Origin of the sequence: Thalassococcus sp. BH17M4-6, from assembly GCF_049323015.1 — a bacterium.
Classification (GTDB): domain Bacteria; phylum Pseudomonadota; class Alphaproteobacteria; order Rhodobacterales; family Rhodobacteraceae; genus Puniceibacterium.
The window spans coordinates 99,828-115,870 of record NZ_JBMPGU010000009.1; the positions used below are offsets into that span (position 1 = coordinate 99,828).

19 protein-coding genes are annotated in these 16,043 nt (G+C 64.8%); 10 read left to right on the plus strand and 9 right to left on the minus strand.

Annotation, left to right across the window (positions count from 1 at the left end; genetic code table 11):
- Positions 1 to 3: 3 nt before the first annotated feature.
- The 7 genes from odhB (at position 4) to ACOXXX_RS13940 (ending at position 5,556) form a co-directional block, all read left to right on the plus strand.
- Positions 4 to 1,578, plus strand: a complete 1,575-nt coding sequence (gene odhB, locus ACOXXX_RS13910) for a 2-oxoglutarate dehydrogenase complex dihydrolipoyllysine-residue succinyltransferase (RefSeq protein ID WP_422827200.1) — start codon at positions 4 to 6, stop codon at positions 1,576 to 1,578.
- Between the two features lie 28 nt (positions 1,579 to 1,606).
- Entirely contained in the window at positions 1,607 to 1,846 is a 240-nt protein-coding gene (locus ACOXXX_RS13915) for a hypothetical protein (RefSeq protein WP_422827201.1), read from the plus strand.
- Positions 1,843 to 2,385, plus strand: a complete 543-nt coding sequence (locus ACOXXX_RS13920; RefSeq protein WP_422827202.1) for a hypothetical protein — start codon at positions 1,843 to 1,845, stop codon at positions 2,383 to 2,385. Before ACOXXX_RS13915 ends, ACOXXX_RS13920 begins: the two co-directional genes overlap by 4 nt.
- Positions 2,386 to 2,400: 15 nt before the next feature.
- A complete protein-coding gene (locus ACOXXX_RS13925) occupies positions 2,401 to 2,631 on the plus strand; it encodes a hypothetical protein (protein ID WP_422827203.1) in 231 nt (76 codons plus the stop codon).
- Positions 2,628 to 3,023 carry an MAPEG family protein gene (locus tag ACOXXX_RS13930; protein ID WP_422827204.1) on the plus strand — a complete coding sequence of 132 codons (396 nt, stop codon included), beginning with the start codon at positions 2,628 to 2,630 and terminating at the stop codon, positions 3,021 to 3,023. The genes ACOXXX_RS13925 and ACOXXX_RS13930 overlap by 4 nt, the downstream gene beginning before the upstream one ends.
- 89 nt (positions 3,024 to 3,112) lie before the next feature.
- Positions 3,113 to 4,501, plus strand: a complete 1,389-nt coding sequence (gene lpdA / locus ACOXXX_RS13935) for a dihydrolipoyl dehydrogenase (RefSeq protein WP_422827205.1) — start codon at positions 3,113 to 3,115, stop codon at positions 4,499 to 4,501.
- 218 nt (positions 4,502 to 4,719) lie between these two features.
- Entirely contained in the window at positions 4,720 to 5,556 is an 837-nt protein-coding gene (locus ACOXXX_RS13940) for a TerB family tellurite resistance protein (protein ID WP_422827206.1), read from the plus strand.
- Positions 5,557 to 5,578: 22 nt separating this feature from the next.
- Here ACOXXX_RS13940 and ACOXXX_RS13945 read toward each other — a convergent pair whose 3' ends face one another.
- From ACOXXX_RS13945 to ACOXXX_RS13960, 4 genes are read right to left on the minus strand one after another with little or no spacing between them, the layout of a single operon-like run.
- Positions 5,579 to 6,181 carry a pyridoxamine 5'-phosphate oxidase family protein gene (locus tag ACOXXX_RS13945; RefSeq protein WP_422827207.1) on the minus strand — a complete coding sequence of 201 codons (603 nt, stop codon included), beginning with the start codon at positions 6,179 to 6,181 and terminating at the stop codon, positions 5,579 to 5,581.
- Entirely contained in the window at positions 6,168 to 6,902 is a 735-nt protein-coding gene (locus ACOXXX_RS13950) for a lysophospholipid acyltransferase family protein (protein ID WP_422827208.1), read from the minus strand. Before ACOXXX_RS13950 ends, ACOXXX_RS13945 begins: the two co-directional genes overlap by 14 nt.
- Positions 6,902 to 7,795, minus strand: a complete 894-nt coding sequence (locus ACOXXX_RS13955) for a cell division protein FtsX (protein WP_422827209.1) — start codon at positions 7,793 to 7,795, stop codon at positions 6,902 to 6,904. Before ACOXXX_RS13955 ends, ACOXXX_RS13950 begins: the two co-directional genes overlap by 1 nt.
- Positions 7,796 to 7,803: 8 nt before the next feature.
- Positions 7,804 to 8,481 (minus strand): cell division ATP-binding protein FtsE, encoded by a 678-nt coding sequence (locus ACOXXX_RS13960; protein WP_422827311.1) that lies wholly within the window; start codon positions 8,479 to 8,481, stop codon positions 7,804 to 7,806.
- 161 nt (positions 8,482 to 8,642) lie between these two features.
- On the opposite strand from ACOXXX_RS13960, the gene ACOXXX_RS13965 reads away from it, so the two are divergent.
- Positions 8,643 to 9,512, plus strand: a complete 870-nt coding sequence (locus ACOXXX_RS13965) for a zinc-ribbon domain-containing protein (RefSeq protein ID WP_422827210.1) — start codon at positions 8,643 to 8,645, stop codon at positions 9,510 to 9,512.
- Positions 9,513 to 9,545: 33 nt separating this feature from the next.
- On the opposite strand, the gene ACOXXX_RS13970 is transcribed toward ACOXXX_RS13965, so the two are convergent.
- From ACOXXX_RS13970 to ACOXXX_RS13985, 4 genes are all read right to left on the minus strand, one after another.
- Positions 9,546 to 9,788 carry a hypothetical protein gene (locus ACOXXX_RS13970; protein ID WP_422827211.1) on the minus strand — a complete coding sequence of 81 codons (243 nt, stop codon included), beginning with the start codon at positions 9,786 to 9,788 and terminating at the stop codon, positions 9,546 to 9,548.
- Between the two features lie 55 nt (positions 9,789 to 9,843).
- Positions 9,844 to 11,109: an ABC transporter permease gene (locus tag ACOXXX_RS13975; RefSeq protein WP_422827212.1), complete on the minus strand. Its 1,266-nt coding sequence runs from the start codon at positions 11,107 to 11,109 to the stop codon at positions 9,844 to 9,846.
- Positions 11,106 to 11,912 (minus strand): ATP-binding cassette domain-containing protein, encoded by an 807-nt coding sequence (locus ACOXXX_RS13980; protein WP_422827213.1) that lies wholly within the window; start codon positions 11,910 to 11,912, stop codon positions 11,106 to 11,108. The genes ACOXXX_RS13975 and ACOXXX_RS13980 overlap by 4 nt, the downstream gene beginning before the upstream one ends.
- An 84-nt stretch (positions 11,913 to 11,996) precedes the next feature.
- Complete coding sequence (locus ACOXXX_RS13985) at positions 11,997 to 12,995, minus strand: ABC transporter substrate-binding protein (RefSeq protein WP_422827312.1); 999 nt, start codon at positions 12,993 to 12,995, stop codon at positions 11,997 to 11,999.
- Between the two features lie 405 nt (positions 12,996 to 13,400).
- Between ACOXXX_RS13985 and ACOXXX_RS13990 the strand changes: the two genes are divergently transcribed.
- Both ACOXXX_RS13990 and ACOXXX_RS13995 read left to right on the plus strand, forming a co-directional pair.
- Positions 13,401 to 14,792 carry an aspartate aminotransferase family protein gene (locus tag ACOXXX_RS13990; protein WP_422827215.1) on the plus strand — a complete coding sequence of 464 codons (1,392 nt, stop codon included), beginning with the start codon at positions 13,401 to 13,403 and terminating at the stop codon, positions 14,790 to 14,792.
- Complete coding sequence (locus ACOXXX_RS13995) at positions 14,785 to 15,480, plus strand: GNAT family N-acetyltransferase (RefSeq protein ID WP_422827216.1); 696 nt, start codon at positions 14,785 to 14,787, stop codon at positions 15,478 to 15,480. Before ACOXXX_RS13990 ends, ACOXXX_RS13995 begins: the two co-directional genes overlap by 8 nt.
- A 179-nt stretch (positions 15,481 to 15,659) precedes the next feature.
- On the opposite strand, the gene ACOXXX_RS14000 is transcribed toward ACOXXX_RS13995, so the two are convergent.
- Positions 15,660 to 15,947, minus strand: a complete 288-nt coding sequence (locus tag ACOXXX_RS14000) for an HU family DNA-binding protein (protein WP_422827217.1) — start codon at positions 15,945 to 15,947, stop codon at positions 15,660 to 15,662.
- Between the last annotated feature and the right edge of the window lie 96 nt (positions 15,948 to 16,043).

Here is a 16,043-nt window from a genome sequence, read left to right on the forward strand (position 1 = left end):
CCCATGACCACCGAAGTACGCGTCCCCACCCTGGGCGAATCCGTGACCGAGGCGACCGTCGCGACCTGGTTCAAGAAGCCCGGCGACACCGTCGCGGTCGATGAAATGCTGTGCGAACTGGAAACCGACAAGGTCACGGTCGAGGTGCCGTCGCCTGCTGCGGGCACGCTGGCCGATATCGTCGCCGCCGAAGGCGATACCGTGGGGGTCGATGCGCTGCTCGCGAACATATCCGAAGGCGACAGCGGCTCTGCCGAGGCGCCCAAGGCCAAGGAAGCCTCTGAAAACAAGGCCGCCGACTCGGGCGGCGCGCCGGAACGCAAAGACGAAGGTTCGGGCAGCGGCGATGGCGGTGGCAGGACCGACGTCATGGTGCCCACCCTGGGCGAGTCGGTGTCCGAGGCGACCGTGGCGACTTGGTTCAAGAAGGTGGGCGACACGGTCACGCAGGACGAAATGCTGTGCGAGCTGGAAACCGACAAGGTGTCGGTCGAGGTGCCTGCACCCACCGCGGGCACGCTGTCCGAGATTGTCGCCAATGAGGGCGACACCGTGCAGGCGGGCGGCAAGCTGGCCGTGATCTCGGGCGAAGGCGGGGCCGCGGCCCCGGCCAAGTCCGACAGCGCGCCGGATGACACCCAGTACACCACGCCCAACGCGGGCGATGCCGGACCCGGCAAGGATATCGAGGACGCGCCGTCGGCCAAGAAAGCCATGGCCGAGGCCGGGATCAGCCGCGATCAGGTCGAAGGCACCGGAAAGGACGGCCGCGTGATGAAGGACGATGTGGCCAAGGCCGTCGCCGCAGCCTCATCGGGTTCGGCGCCGAAGGCCGAGGCCAAGCAAGCCCCGCGCGCCCCCGTCCCCGCCGACGATGCCGCGCGCGAGGAGCGGGTCAAGATGACCCGTCTGCGCCAGACCATCGCCCGCCGCCTCAAGGATGCGCAGAACACCGCCGCGATGCTGACCACCTATAACGAGGTGGACATGACCGAGACGATGGCCCTGCGCAGCGAATACAAGGACCTCTTCGAGAAAAAGCACGGCGTGCGCCTGGGCTTCATGTCGTTCTTCACCAAGGCCTGCTGCCACGCCCTGAAAGAGGTGCCCGAGGTCAATGCCGAGATCGACGGCACCGATATCGTCTACAAGAACTTCGTGCACATGGGCATCGCTGCGGGCACGCCGACCGGCCTTGTCGTGCCGGTGATCCGCGACGCGGATGCGATGTCGTTCGCCCAGATCGAAAAGGCCATCGCCGAAAAGGGCAAGCGCGCCCGTGACGGCAAGCTGTCGATGGCGGAAATGCAGGGTGGCACGTTCACCATCTCCAACGGCGGCGTCTATGGCTCGCTCATGTCCTCTCCGATCCTGAACCCGCCGCAATCGGGTATCCTCGGCATGCACAAGATCCAGGACCGTCCGATGGTGGTGAACGGAGAGATCAAGATCCGCCCGATGATGTACCTGGCCCTCAGCTACGATCACCGCATCGTTGACGGCAAGGGCGCGGTCACCTTCCTGGTGCGGGTCAAGGAAGCGCTGGAAGACCCGCGCCGCCTTCTGATGGACCTGTGACAGAGATCTCCCGGCGATAAGGTAAGAAATGCAACGACCGTTTCTCAAAGCAGGCGTCCGAAGCCTGATTGCAACCATCGGAATCGCGATTTGGGGGATCTGGTTCGATGGGCCAGCCTGGGCTTGGGTGCTTCTGTTGGGCTACTTCGTCCTGACGTTTGGCCTGGCCGCTTATATCAACAAACGGGAACAGGAGCTTCGTCAAACCGGAGAGACGGCCAAGGCCGATATTGCTGAACGGACGCGCGAAATCGAAGACGGGAAATGAAAGCCGGTCACCCCGCCCTCAAGGCCCGTCGCGCCTTTGCCCCAACGGGCTACGCGACGCTGATCGACGTGGGGCTGGACCTGGATATGGTCTCGCCCTACCAGATCGCCTGCGGCAACCCCGACGGGCCGGTGCTGATCACCTACAACTACCTCGATGAACACACGGCGCGCAGCAACGCGCATCTGCTCAAGACGCTGGGCTACCTGCCCGACATGCTGTTCAACCGGGTGCTCGACCGTGCGCTGGACGCCGCGGGGATGCAGCGGACCGATCTTTACGTGACCCACGCCTTCCACGCCCTGCCGCCCAAGCGATCGTCGAGCGTGCCACAAAAGCTGGTCGAGGAAAGTTTCGACACCGTGACCCGACACGAAATCAACGATCGCCCGGTGATCGCGCTTGGCAAATCCGCCACCCGGGCGTGCAAACGCTTTGACATTGCGCACGCAAGCGTTTTCCATCCCAGCGCGCGCGGCCTGACCATCGCGGAAAAGGCGCAGCGCATCGCAGAGGCGCTCAAGCGCTTAGCCGCCTGACCGGAGGACCCGACCATGAGCCAACAGATGCTTGCCCGCTACGACAGCTTCGACCGCGACGCCTTTGACGGTGATGCGGAAAACCGCAGCCGGGCCGGTCTGTCGCTGATGCAGCTTTGGCGCGGCGACGGCGGCCACTGGGCGCTTTTCGGTGTGAACGACGTGGATGAGGCGCGCGAATGGCTGCACAAGGCCAGCGCCCTGGGGCACGGCCCGGTAAACCACTATTTCCTGGAGACCGCATGACCCCCGAACTGACCGCGCTGACCCTGGCGGCCCTGCTGCAGGTCGTACAATTCGTGACCTTCGCGATCCCCGCGAACCGTGAGCTGGGGATGGGCTACACCTCATCGGCACGCGACCGCCCGCCGTCGCGCGAGATGTCGGATGGCACCGGGCGGCTGCAACGCGCGATGAACAACCACTTTGAAGGGCTGATCCTGTTTTCCATCGCGGTGCTGGTCATCACCTTTTCCGACCAGGGCAGCCTGCTGACCGCCGTCTGCGCCCTGGCCTACCTGGGCGCGCGGGTGCTTTACATCCCCGCGTATTACTTCGGCTGGCGCCCCTGGCGGTCGTTCATATGGTTCGTGGGGTTCGGCGCGACCGTGATCATGCTCGTCTCGGCGCTGATATGACCCTGCATCCGGCCAGATAAACTTCCGGGGGTATGGCCGCAGGCCTTGGGGGGCGTCAGCCCCCGCCCCGCATCAGAAAGGACACCACCATGGCATCTTACGACGTTATCGTCATCGGCTCCGGCCCCGGCGGCTATGTTGCCGCGATCCGCTGCGCACAGCTGGGCCTGAAAACCGCCTGCGTCGAAGGGCGCGAAACGCTGGGGGGCACCTGCCTGAACGTCGGCTGCATTCCGTCCAAGGCGCTGCTGCATGCCACGCATCAGCTGCACGAGGCCGAACACAACTTTGCCAAGATGGGCCTCAAGGGCAAAAGCCCCAGCGTCGACTGGAAACAGATGCTGTCCTACAAGGAAGAGGTCATCGGCCAGAACACCAAGGGCATCGAGTTTCTGTTCAAGAAGAACAAGATCGATTGGCTCAAGGGCTGGGGATCGATCCCCGAGGCGGGCAAGGTCAAGGTCGGCGACGATGTGCACGAAGCCAAGAACATCATCATCGCCAGCGGATCCGAAGCCAGCAGCCTGCCCGGGATCGAGATCGACGAAAAGGTCGTCGTCACCTCCACCGGCGCGCTGGAGCTGAACAAGATCCCGAAAAAACTGGTGGTGATCGGCGCCGGCGTCATCGGACTCGAGATGGGGTCGGTCTATGCCCGGCTGGGGGCCGAGGTCACGGTGGTCGAATTCCTCGATGCCATCACCCCCGGCATGGACGGCGAGGTGCAGAAGAGCTTTCAGAAACTGCTGCAGAAGCAGGGGCTCAAGTTCATCATGGGCGCGGCGGTGCAGAAGGTCGACGCAACCAAGACCAAGGCCAAGGTCCATTACAAGGTGCGCAAGGACGACAGCGAAGAGACGATCGAGGCCGATACCGTGCTGGTCGCGACCGGGCGCAAGCCGTTCACCGAAGGGCTGGGCCTTGATGCGCTGGGGATCGAGATGACCGAGCGCGGCCAGATCAAGACCGACGATCACTGGCAGACCAACGTCAAGGGCATCTACGCCATCGGCGACGCCATCGCGGGCCCGATGCTGGCGCACAAGGCCGAAGACGAAGGCATGGCGGCGGCGGAATGCATCGCCGGAAAGCACGGCCATGTGAATTACGGCGTGATTCCGGGCGTGATCTATACCCACCCCGAAGTCGCCAGCGTCGGCCAGACCGAGGAGCAGCTGAAAGAGGAAGGCCGCGCCTTCAAGGTGGGCAAATTCTCGTTCATGGGCAATGGCCGGGCCAAGGCCAACTTTGCCGCAGACGGCTTCGTCAAGATCATCGCCGACAAGGACACCGACCGGATCCTGGGCGCGCATATCATCGGGCCGATGGCGGGCGACCTGATCCACGAAATCTGCGTCGCGATGGAATTCGGCGCGGCGGCACAGGATCTGGCGCTCACCTGCCATGCGCATCCGACCTATTCCGAAGCGGTGCGCGAGGCCGCGCTGGCCTGTGGGGACGGTCCGATCCACATGTAAATCCGGCGGCTGGCCGTGAAATTCGGCGTCAGGGGGGCATTCGCACCTCCTGACGCGCCATTGGACCAAATGCATCGGCAAAGCAATTGCGTCCGGCACCGCCATCAAATTGACGCCAACCCGCACCAAGTGCCGGAAATTTGTCCCGCCCCCTCCCGAATACCGCCACAGCGCCCGACTAACCCTTTCTTCAGTTCATTCGCTTCTGGAGAAAATTCATGCGTTCCCTTCTTTTGGCCACGGCCGCTTTCGGTATTTTTACATTCAGCCCCGACACGGCCGAGGCCAAGCGCGCAGGCGGCGGCGGCTATTACGAGGATCTGGTGTTCCTCTCAGAAATCCCCGACAGCGGTGGCGAGGGCCATTCGCTTTGCCTGCTGACCCGGACCAGCACCGTCCTCTTTCTGAACTACTGGCGCACCGCCGAAAAATACGTCATCGCGTCGAACCGCTGCGAGGCGGAGCAATACGGCGAACTGTCGGCCGTCGTTTTCGCCCAGGGCCAGGCCGAGGGCGTGTTTCCACCCTCGCTGCCCGCCACGCCCAGGCTCGACCTGCCCCAGGTCATTGGCGGATTCTGGGGTCTGCTCCCGATCGTCGGTCTTCTGGGCCTCGGCCTGTTGGCCAAGCTGGCGAAGCGGCGCCCGACAAAGCCCACCGACCGCGGCGCCGTGGCACGCCGGGTGATCCAGGTTCTGGTGCATGCCGCCAAGGCGGACGGCGTTCTGACGCAGGAAGAGATCGACGTGATCGGCGAAATATCGCAACAGCTCACTGGCACCGCGCTGCCCGAGTCCGAGATCCGCAGGCTCTTTGATGAAAGCGACGGAACGCTCACGCCAGAAACCTTCCGCAGTTTCGCGCAAGGGCTGAACGACGCCGACCGGCGGCTGGTCATGCAGGCGGCGCTGGTGCTGCTGGGGGCCGACGGCGACGTCCCGATGGCCGAACAGCAGTTCATCGGCGGTCTGGCCGGCGGGCTTGGCATCAAGGGCGAAGAGGTCCGCGCCATGTTCGCCCGCATGGCCGCGCCCGGCACGGCGCAACCCGCCTGACCGGGCAAAAGCGGCGCGGACGCTACCAGAGCGTTTGCGCCGCGCGTTCGGGATAGCTCTTGTCCCAATCCTGCGCGTCAATCTCGCCCTCGGTCATTTCCGCCAGGATATCGCCCAGCGACGGCGTGCCCGAACTGTCGTCGCGCCCCCAAAGGCCCGAACGCAGCAGCGCCTTGGGGCATTGGGCGTAAATCTCATCCACCTCGATCACGACCACGGTCGTCGGCCGGGTGTTGCGCTGCACGAACCGGGCGCGCAGATCGGCGTCATCGGTCAGCGCGGCGCGTCCATTCACCCGCACGACGATGTTGTCGCCCGGCACCATGAACATCAGCGAAACCCGCCCGTCGGTCACGATATTGCGCAGCGAATCCAGCCGGTTGTTGCCGCGCCAGTCGGGCATCAGCAGGGTGCCGGGATCCAGGATCTCGACCACCGGGCCGTCATCGCCCCGCGGCGTGCCATCGGTGCCGCCCGCGCCCACCGTGCTCAACACGCAGAACCGCGATGCCTCGATCCAGCGGCGGTACATCGGCGTAACGCGCTTGGCGACCTTGCGGAGCGAGGCGTCGGAGGCTGGGCCGTACAAGGCCTCGAGCCCGGCGATATCGTCAATCTTTCGCATGAAACCCCGCCTCTGCGTTCAACCGGTCCGACGCCGTCTCGATCCGCTCTTCCAGCAGGGTCAGAAACGCGCGGGAGTTCATGCCGGCCTTTATCCTTGGCAGGAACTCCACCACCGCCAGCCCGGGCTTGCGGTAGATGCCGCGCTTGGGCCAGAAAAGTCCGATGTTCGTGGCCACCGGCACGCAGTCCTGCCCCAGCTGTTCATAAAGCACCGCGGTGCCGACCTTGTAGGGCGCCTTGACGCCCGGTGCGGTCCGCGTGCCCTGCGGATAGATGATCAACTGACCGGGCTGCGACGTGCCTTCGCGCACCGCTTGCACCATCTGCTTGATCGCCTTTCCCCGCTTGCCGCGATCCACCGGGATGCAGCCGATGCGCAGCCCGTATTGCCCGACGATCGGAGCCCAGATCAGCAGCCGTTTCATGATGAACTTGCCCGCGGGCAAGGCGCTGAAAAGCACGAAGACATCGAAAAAGCTCTGGTGTTTCGACGCCACGAGGCATTCGTCGGTGGGCGCCTCGCCGCGCACCTCAGTGCGCAGGCCGATCATCCAGGCCGCCGACCAGCGCACGTAGTGGCAGACCGACGCACAGGCCACCCGCGCCCCGCGCCGCGACACCAGCGCCCAGGGAAAAAGCAGCAGACCCACCACCGTGATCGAGGCATAGACGTTGATCACAAAGATCAGCGACCGCACCCATTGAACCGCATATGTCATCAGGCCAGATCCTCCAGTACGCGGCGGGCCGCCATCTGCGTCGCCAGAAACGCCACGCCTGCGGCAAGGGGGGGCACGAGAAACGGCCAGATCCAATGCCAGCCTTCGAACCGCAGTCCCGTCAGGAAGCCGCCCGTTTCCGCCCCCGACGGCATGACCAGCACCGCCAGAAGCGCCAGAAGCGTGCCCGCCCCGGCCCCCGCCAGCGCCCGGCGGGTGAAACGGCGCACAAAGGCGCCGGCAATATAGGCATCCGTCGCGCCCACGAGCCGCAGCACCGCGATCACCTGCGCGTTGGCCGCCAGCGCCGCGTTGGCAGCGAGCGTGACCATCGCCCCCGTGGCGGCCGCGATCAGTAGGATCGACACCCAGCCCAGCAGCCGCAGGCGCGACGCCGCCGCAACCAGCGGCCTGCGCCAGCGGGTGTGATCGTCCAGCACGGCCCCCGGCACCTCGGCCGACAGGCGCAGGCGCAACCCGGCGCTGTCGTAGCCGTCGGCCGTTTCGGTGACGTCGATCAACTGCGGCACCGGCAGATCGGCGACCGGAAGGTCGGGGCCGAACCACGGCTCCAGCAGCGCCTGCTGTTCCTCTGCCGTCAGCGCGCGGGCAGAGACGATGCCGGGTGTGGTTTCCAGCACCCGGATCGCGGCGGCGGTCTGTTCGGCCATCTGCCCCGCCGGAGCCGAGATCCGCACCGTCGAGGAGCGGGCGAGCGCCTCGCTCCAGCTGTCGGCCAGCCGCCCGGCGGCAAGCGACAACGCCAGCGCGAAGACCGCGAGGAACGCCATCGCCGCGGCCGAGAACAGCGTCAGCCGCACGGTAAAACCCGAGGGCGGCACCACCCGGTCGGCGCCCGCGTCGGCGGTCAGCAGGCGGCGCAGGGTGGCCATGTTCGGTCTCATAGATCGGCCCCCGCAAGTTGCAGCCGCCGTCCGGAAATGCGCAGCACCCGCGCCTGTACCTGCGCCTTGGCCGCGCGGATAAGGCTCAGGTCATGGGTGGCGATCATCACCGTCTTTCCCATCCGGTTCAGCTCCAGCAGCAGCCGCAGCAGGCGCTGCGACATCTCCCAATCGACGTTGCCGGTGGGTTCGTCCGCGAGGATCACATCGGGCGACATGATCAGCGCCCGCGCCAGGGCCGCGCGCTGGCGTTCGCCGCCCGACAGTTCCGGCGGCAGGGCATGGGCGCGGTTGGTCAGCCCGACCCAGGTCAGAAGCTCGGCCAGGTTGGCGGCTTCGTCGGGGCTGGCCTGCCCCGACACCACCAGCGGCAGGCCGACGTTTTCGGTCACCGGCAGATGGTCAAGGAACTGGCAGTCCTGGTGCACGACGCCGATCCGCCGCCGCGCCATCGCGATGGCATCGCGGTCCATCTGGAACACGTCGCGGTCGAACAGACGCACATGCCCGCCGGTGGCGCGCAGCGCGCCGTAGCACAGCTTGAGGAACGTCGTCTTGCCCGATCCGCTGGGGCCGGTCAGAAAGTGGAACGACCCCGGCGCCAGCTTGAGGGAAATGTCGCTCAGCAACTCCCCACCGCCGTAGCTGTAGGCCACGTTTTCCAGTTCGATCACACCTGCACCGCCACGCCCCGTTCCAACTGCCCTGTTGTGCCGCAGCATCGCGCCGGATTCAATGCGGGCCTCGGCTATATTGGTCTTTTCCAAGCGCTGCGCGCAGCCTATGGTGGCAACAACAAGTCCGGGCAGGACAAAAAGGCAGGACAGGTGGCAAGATGCGGCTGATATGCCCGAATTGCAGCGCGCAATACGAAGTTCCGACCGACGTGATCCCCGACGGCGGTCGCGATGTGCAGTGTTCCAACTGTGGCCACACATGGTTCCAGAACCACCCCGACGATGATCCGGTCCTGGCCGAAGAGCTGAACCAGCCGGTCCCCGATGCCGAATGGCAGCCCGACGCGGATGATCAGGCCGACGACGGCAAAGACAGCGCCACGGACGAAACGCCGCCCGAGGACGAGATCTCCGACCCCGAAGAGCCTCCCCGCCGCCGGGAGTTGGATCCGGAGGTCACAAGCGTGCTGCGCGAAGAAGCCGAGCTGGAAAGCCGCGCTCGTGCCGCCGAGGCCGAAAACCTTGAAAGTCAGCCCGATCTGGGGCTCGAGGAACCGCGCGAGGATGAATCCGCCCGCCGCGCCCGAGAGGCGCGCGACCGCATGGCGCGCATGCGTGGCGACACCCCGCCGGGCGAAACGGCACCGCAGGCCGCCGCCGCCGCAGCCGCGGCCGCAAGTTCACGCCGGGAACTGCTGCCGGATATCGACGAAATCAATCAGACGCTGCGCTCTTCCTCGGAACGCCGAGCGGTCGAAACCCCGCAGGGCCGCGCCCCCATCGAGGAAACCGGCGGCGGCTTTGGCAAAGGCTTCATGACGGTGCTGATCATCGCAGTGATCGCGGCGGCGCTTTACCTCTTTGCGCCGCGACTGGCGGCAGCGGTTCCGGCGCTTGAACCGATGCTTTCCGGCTATGTCGGTGCGGTCGATTCAGCCCGGCTTTGGCTCGACAGTCAAGTGACGGCGCTGCTCACATCGCTTGACGGGATGAGTTCGGAACAGGCCCCGCCGACCGAAGAAAACTGATCACACTGGCCGCCATGCGCCAAAGGGTGGCGCTTAGGCGAAGCCTGATGCGATCCAGTCGATGTTCCGCTTGATGCGCATCTGGCCCAGCTGGTCCCTGGACCACGAGATATAAAGGCCATCGCCGGACGGATCGGGATCGGCCCAGAGCTCCACCTGCTTTTTCGCGCGCAGATCATGCTCGACCATATAAGTCGGGGCGACGCCGTGGCCGCCGAGCGCCGCGTCGAGGGCTAGGGCGGAGCGATCAAAATTCAGAAGGGTGTGCGCCACCATCGCGCCCCGTCGCCCTGATTAACCTGTCCCAATGCCGGTGCGCGTCCTGCCCGGATCAGGATCGCCCTTTCCAAGGCACCAGAATACGTTCGGCCCAGCGCATCAGCATGTCGATGCCAAAGCCGATGATGCCGATCAGGATGATCCCCATGATCACGATGTCGGTCAGCTGGAATTTCGACGCGACCATGATCATCATGCCCGCCCCTTGTTCCGCCGCGACCAGTTCCGCCGCAACCACGGTGCCCCAGCACACGCCCATCGCCACGCGCGCGCCGGTGAATATCTCCGGCAGCGAATTGGGCACGATCACATAGCGCATGATCTGCCATTTCGACGCGCCCAGCGAATAGGCCGCGTGCACCTTGGAAATGTTGACCCCCGACACCCCGGACCGGGCCGAGATCGCCATGATCCAGAGCGCTGCCAGGAACAGCAGAATGATCTTTCCCGTCTCGCCGATCCCGGCCCAGATGATCACCAGCGGGATCAGTGCCAGCGGCGGCACCGGGCGCATGAATTCCACGATCGGATCGAACCAGCCACGGAACCAGTCCGACAGGCCCATGGCATAGCCCAGCGGGATGCCCACAAGCGCGCCGAAGAGAAAGCCCACGACCACCCGGAACAGCGAATAGCCCAGATGTTCGAACAGCGTGCTGTCGCGGTAGCCCTCGCGCGAAATCTCTCCGATCCGGGCGACGACGGCCTCTGGCGCGGGCAGCCAGATCGGTTCCATCTGCCAGCCCTTGGCGGGTTCGAAATTCAGCGTACCCTTGGGGCTCATGCCGATGCGGCCATAGTCGGTCTGCACGGTGCCGCCCGGTTCGATCGGCTGGCCGTTGACCGCCACGACGGTCAGATCCGCGCCTTCGGGGATCTCGTCGTTGCGATCCACGCGGATCAGCCCGGACCGCCAAGCGCCGACCTCGTCGACGTCGTTCTTGGCAAAGCCGTCACCCGGCTCCACCTCGGGCAGCACCGGTTCATCGCCCGCGCGGGTCACCACCACGCGAACCGTGGCATCGTCGCGGTCACCGGTGCTCAGTTCGGCGGTATAGTCGAATTCGGCAGTGCCGATGAACGGACCCGGCGCATGCAGGAAGGACGGCACCAGCTTCGATCCGGTGAACGCGCCCCAGAGCAGAAAGATGGTGAGGATCGAAATGATGCTGGCGATGCGGTTGGGCCGCACCGCGCTTTCATCGCCGAATGTCACCGTCTTGAGCGAGGTAAAGTCGTTCGTGGCGGTCTTGACCACCAGCTTCACGATAAAGAACGAGGCGACGAAAATCGCCGCGTAGATCAGGAAAACGATCATGCCGCATCCTCCGACCGACCCATGATCTCTTCTTCCATGTCCCAGATCATGCTTAGAATTTCCTCGCGCCGGGTGGCGAATTCAGGATGTTTCTTGACCTCGCGCAGATCAGTCTCGACCCCGAGATCGGCGAAGGGGAGCCGGTATTCGCGGTGAATGCGGCCCGGGCGCGGCGCCATGACGAGCAGCCGTTCGCCCAACAAAAGCGCCTCTTCGACGGAATGAGTGATCAGAATGATGGTCTTGCCGGTTTCCTTCCAGAGCTTGAGGACCAGCGATTGCATTTTTTCCCGGGTCAGCGCATCCAGCGCGCCCAAAGGTTCGTCCATCAGAATGACATCCGGATCATTGGCCAGGCAGCGCGCCAGCGCCACCCGCTGCTGCATGCCGCCGGACAGTTCGTAAACCGCCTTTTCCTTGAAATCGCGCAGGCCCACCACATCCAGCAGGTGATCGACGTTGCTGGCCCAGTCGCTTTCGCGCTGACCGGCCATGCGCGGGCCAAAGCTGACGTTTTCGCGCACGTTCATCCATTCGAAAAGCGCGCCCTGCTGGAACACCATGCCACGCTCGGCATCCGGCCCGGTGACGCGATGGCCGTTCAGCTCGATCACCCCTTCGGTCGGGGCCAGAAACCCCGCCACGATGTTCAGAAGCGTGGTCTTGCCGCAGCCGGACGGGCCCAGGACGCTCATCAACTCTCCGGATTTGAGGTCGAGCGACACATCCTGCAGCGCCTGGACAGAGCTGCCGTTGGGCAGGTCAAAGCGCATCGACAGGTTCGCGATCTTCAGTCCGGACATTGGCCATCTCCCGGTATGCGCCGCGGCGCGAGGTCTTTGCGAACGAAGGGCCGGACATTTGCCCGGCCCCCCGTTTCGATGCGTTTACATATCGCCCGCAGCGGCCAGCGGGCCGGTGTTGACGTTGTCCGCATAGCTGTCGAGCGCCCCGTCGATGGAACCCGCATCGACAAAGACCTGCGCGACGCCACCCATGAACTCGGCCGCGCCACCGCCCAGCCATTTCTCGGACAGCTGATCCTCGACCGTCGGGAAGACAAAGGTCGACATGGTCGCCATCGTGTCCTCTTCGGACATGCCCGCATCCTTGGCGATCACCGGCAGCATCTCGGCGTGGTTGGCCTCGTCCGCCCACATGGCGTTGGCATCCGCCGTGACCTTGAGGAACTTGGCCACCAGATCGCTGTTCTCGGCCACCCAGCCCGCGGGGCCGGAGGTGACGTCGAAGACAAGGATGCCCAGTTCCTCTTTCTCGGCACCGGTCAGCAGCACATTGCCGAATTCCTTGGCACGGCGCAGCGATCCGCCCCAGCCGCAGAACATGTCGACCGAGCCCTGCGCGATGGCCGCGGCGCCATCGGGCGGCGCCATGTCGACGACATCAAGGCTGGCCACGTCGACGCCGAAATGGTCCATCTGCTTGAGGAATCCGTAATGCGCGGCGGTGCCCAGCGGCACGGCAACCTTCTTGCCCGCCAGTTCGCCGGCGCTGTCCTTGTCGATCTCGAGCGCTTCGGCCACGACGCAGTTGTCGTTGTCGGAATAGCTCACCGCGACGTCGAGCGCCTGCAGGTCCTGGCCCGCGCTGGTCGCCACCACGAAGGGCGGCACGCCCTGGCTGACGGCCAGCTGCACATCACCCGAGGCCATCGCCGCCGACATCGCGGTGCCGGTGTCGAAGCTGACCCAGTTGATGTCGACGCCCATCTCTTCTTCGTAGGTGCCCATCTGCTTGGCGTATTCGAACGGCATCGGCCATTCGAGGAAATAGGCCACGGTGATCGATCCGTGACCGGCGGCAAAGGCCGGTGCGCCGGCGGTCAGCGCAAGCGCCGCGGCAGTTCCCATGATTACATGCTTCATCGACATTGTCAGTCTCCCGTGTTGAACCCCGGCCTTTGCGGCCTGGGGCAATTCTGCGTCCGGGCCGGTTGCGGCCTCCTGCGCGGGCACCTCGTTGGATGCTCTGGGGTGATCCGACCGGAAAACAGGCGTCCGATCAACGGTTTTTGTGGCACTTCAGGATCAGGAAGGCAGGTGGGTGGGCGGCTCGATGGCCCTGCCGCCGCATAACTCTGACCATGATTTCAAGGGCTTCGCCATTCCGCTATCGTTGGGGAGGCCGGAATCCCCGCAGTCTGGACTTACATCAACGCCTGAACTGGCCCTAATCATTGCCCAATCTTAGGTCTCAATAGGACAAAAGGCGGCGGGGCAAGGCCCCGAACGCCGACTTCCGGTTTTCAGAACACGAAAGGAGTTCCCGGCATGGACGGCACCTATGGCGAAAACGATCTGAGCCGCGTCGTGGCGGCGGACAAGGCGCATATCTGGCATCACCTGAGCCAGCACAAACCCTACGAGACATCCGATCCCCGGATCATCGTCGAAGGCAAAGGAATGAAGGTCTGGGACCAGAACGGCAAGGAACACCTGGATGCCGTGTCGGGGGCGGTCTGGACCGTGAACGTGGGTTACGGGCGCGAAAGCATCGCCAACGCGGTGCGTGACCAGTTGCTCAAGCTGAACTATTTCGCCGGGTCCGCCGGGTCGATTCCAGGCGCTCTTTTCGCCGAAAAGCTGCTGGAAAAGATGCCGGGCCTTACCCGGCTTTACTATACGAACTCGGGGTCCGAGGCGAATGAGAAGGCCTTCAAGATGGTCCGCCAGATCGCGCACAAGCGTTATGGCGGCAAGAAGCACAAGATCCTCTACCGCGACCGCGATTATCACGGCACCACCATCGGCTGCCTGTCGGCGGGTGGTCAGGACCAGCGCAACGCGCAATACGGCCCCTTCGCGCCGGGGTTCGTGCGGGTGCCGCATTGCCTGGAATACCGCGCCTTTGAGCAAGAGGGCGCCCCGACCGAAGGCTACGGGATCTGGGCCGCCAACCAGATCGAAGAGGTGATCCTGCGCGAAGGCCCCGACACCGTCGGTGCGCTCTGCCTTGAGCCCGTGACGGCGGGCGGTGGCGTCATCACCCCGCCCGAAGGTTACTGGCCCCGCGTGCAAGAGATTTGCCGCAAATACGACATCCTGCTGCATATCGACGAGGTCGTCTGCGGCGTCGGGCGCACCGGCACCTGGTTCGGGTATCAGCACTACGGGATCGAGCCCGACATGGTGACCATGGCCAAGGGCGTCGCCTCGGGCTATGCCGCCATCGCCTGCCTTGCCACCTCCGAAGCGGTATTCGAGCTGTTCAAATCCGATGCCAGCGATCCGCTGGATTATTTCCGCGACATCTCGACCTTCGGCGGGTGCACGGCCGGTCCGGCGGCGGCATTGGAAAACATGCGCATCATCGAGGACGAGGACCTGCTCGGCAACACGCTGGCCATGGGCGACTACATGCTGGAGGCGCTTGGCGGGCTGATGGACAAGCACAAGGTCATCGGCGACGTACGCGGCAAGGGGCTGTTTCTGGGCGCGGAACTGGTCGCGGATCGCGACAGCCGCGCGCCGATGGAGGAAAAGCGCGTGCAGGCGGTCGTCGCCGACTGCATGGCGCAGGGGGTGATCATCGGGGCCACCAACCGGTCGGTGCCAGGCTACAACAACACCCTGTGTTTCTCGCCCGCGCTGATCGCCACGAAGGATGACATCGACCACATTCTGAGCGCGGTGGACGGCGCCCTGGGCCGGGTCTTTGGCTGAGGAAAGAAATGCCGCGGGCCAGCGTCTTGGCCCGCGCGTCGCGATCCGCCTGCCGCGCCCGCGCCCAACGACGGCCGACCTGGCAGGGCGGTACGTCAGCCTGACCCCGACGCAGCCCGACGATGCCGGGCCGCTGTTTGACGCCTTCGCGGCGGACACATCCGGGGCCGGATGGACCTATCTGCCGCAAGAGCCGTTCGCTACCCAAGACGCCTTTGCCCATTGGCTGGCGCCAGTCTGCGATGGCGATGACCCGGTGTTCTACACCATCCGCGACGCCAATGGCGTGCCGCAGGGGCTTGCCAGCTATCTGCGCATCACGCCGGACATGGGCGTGATCGAGGTGGGCAACATCCACTTTGCCCCGGCGCTGCAGGCCACCACAGGCGCGACCGAGGCAATGTATCTGATGATGCAGCACGTCTTCGACGATCTGGGCTACCGCCGCTACGAATGGAAATGCAATGCGCTCAACGCCCCGTCGCGGCGCGCGGCGATCCGCCTGGGGTTCACCTATGAGGGCACGTTCCGGCAGGCGGCGGTGGTCAAGGGCCGAAACCGGGATACCGCTTGGTACGCCATGCTCGACAGCGAATGGCCCGCGCAGAAGGCACGGTTCGAGCGTTGGCTTTCGCCCCATAATTTCGACGCCGGGGGGGCGCAGATCGCCGCACTCGCTGACGCCTGATTGCGATAGCCCCGGCGTTTTTCCAGAGGTCCGGCGCACGGAAACCTCGAGGTTTCCGGAGCCGAAATTCTCAAGAATTTCGGGTTGCGGGCCATTCGGTCCGAAACACCAGATGCGGTCCGCGCCACGAAAAAGGGCCGCCCCGGGCGACCCTGATCCGAAAAACTGATGTCGGGCGATCAGCCGTTCACGCTGTCCTTGAGCGCCTTGGCGATGGTCATCTTGACCACCTTGTCGGCCTCTTTCTTGAACTGCTCACCGGTGGCGGGGTTGCGCACCATCCGCTCGGGGCGTTCACGGCAGTAGATCTTGCCCACGCCCGGCAGGGTGACGGCGCCGCCGGCGGCCACTTCCTTGGTGATCAGGCTGCAAACGGCATCCAGTGCCGCGCTTGCGCTTTTCTTGTCGCTGCCCATCTCTTCGGCCAGAGCGGCCACAAGCTGCGTCTTTGTCATCGGCTTCGCCATTTCATGGTCTCCTTCTCTGCCCGTTATTTGGGCCTCATTCCGCGTAGTAAACCGGATGTAGCTATCTAACACAACTGTTAGTATGCCATTGCAAGG

Bases quoted from the DNA above. Each gene is read 5' to 3' on its own strand.
- ACOXXX_RS13955 (WP_422827209.1), bottom strand. From the start codon at position 7,795: ATGGCCACCCTGCGCCGCCTGCTGACCGCCGACGCGGGCGCCGACCGG.
- ACOXXX_RS13945 (WP_422827207.1), bottom strand. From the start codon at position 6,181: ATGCGAAAGATTGACGATATCGCCGGGCTCGAGGCCTTGTACGGCCCA.
- ACOXXX_RS13930 (WP_422827204.1), top strand. From the start codon at position 2,628: ATGACCCCCGAACTGACCGCGCTGACCCTGGCGGCCCTGCTGCAGGTC.
- ACOXXX_RS13940 (WP_422827206.1), top strand. From the start codon at position 4,720: ATGCGTTCCCTTCTTTTGGCCACGGCCGCTTTCGGTATTTTTACATTC.
- ACOXXX_RS13950 (WP_422827208.1), bottom strand. From the start codon at position 6,902: ATGACATATGCGGTTCAATGGGTGCGGTCGCTGATCTTTGTGATCAAC.
- ACOXXX_RS13915 (WP_422827201.1), top strand. From the start codon at position 1,607: ATGCAACGACCGTTTCTCAAAGCAGGCGTCCGAAGCCTGATTGCAACC.
- ACOXXX_RS13975 (WP_422827212.1), bottom strand. From the start codon at position 11,109: ATGATCGTTTTCCTGATCTACGCGGCGATTTTCGTCGCCTCGTTCTTT.
- ACOXXX_RS13990 (WP_422827215.1), top strand. From the start codon at position 13,401: ATGGACGGCACCTATGGCGAAAACGATCTGAGCCGCGTCGTGGCGGCG.
- ACOXXX_RS13970 (WP_422827211.1), bottom strand. From the start codon at position 9,788: ATGGTGGCGCACACCCTTCTGAATTTTGATCGCTCCGCCCTAGCCCTC.
- lpdA (WP_422827205.1), top strand. From the start codon at position 3,113: ATGGCATCTTACGACGTTATCGTCATCGGCTCCGGCCCCGGCGGCTAT.
- ACOXXX_RS13965 (WP_422827210.1), top strand. From the start codon at position 8,643: ATGCGGCTGATATGCCCGAATTGCAGCGCGCAATACGAAGTTCCGACC.
- ACOXXX_RS14000 (WP_422827217.1), bottom strand. From the start codon at position 15,947: ATGGCGAAGCCGATGACAAAGACGCAGCTTGTGGCCGCTCTGGCCGAA.
- ACOXXX_RS13985 (WP_422827312.1), bottom strand. From the start codon at position 12,995: ATGAAGCATGTAATCATGGGAACTGCCGCGGCGCTTGCGCTGACCGCC.
- ACOXXX_RS13980 (WP_422827213.1), bottom strand. From the start codon at position 11,912: ATGTCCGGACTGAAGATCGCGAACCTGTCGATGCGCTTTGACCTGCCC.
- ACOXXX_RS13920 (WP_422827202.1), top strand. From the start codon at position 1,843: ATGAAAGCCGGTCACCCCGCCCTCAAGGCCCGTCGCGCCTTTGCCCCA.
- ACOXXX_RS13925 (WP_422827203.1), top strand. From the start codon at position 2,401: ATGAGCCAACAGATGCTTGCCCGCTACGACAGCTTCGACCGCGACGCC.
- odhB (WP_422827200.1), top strand. From the start codon at position 4: ATGACCACCGAAGTACGCGTCCCCACCCTGGGCGAATCCGTGACCGAG.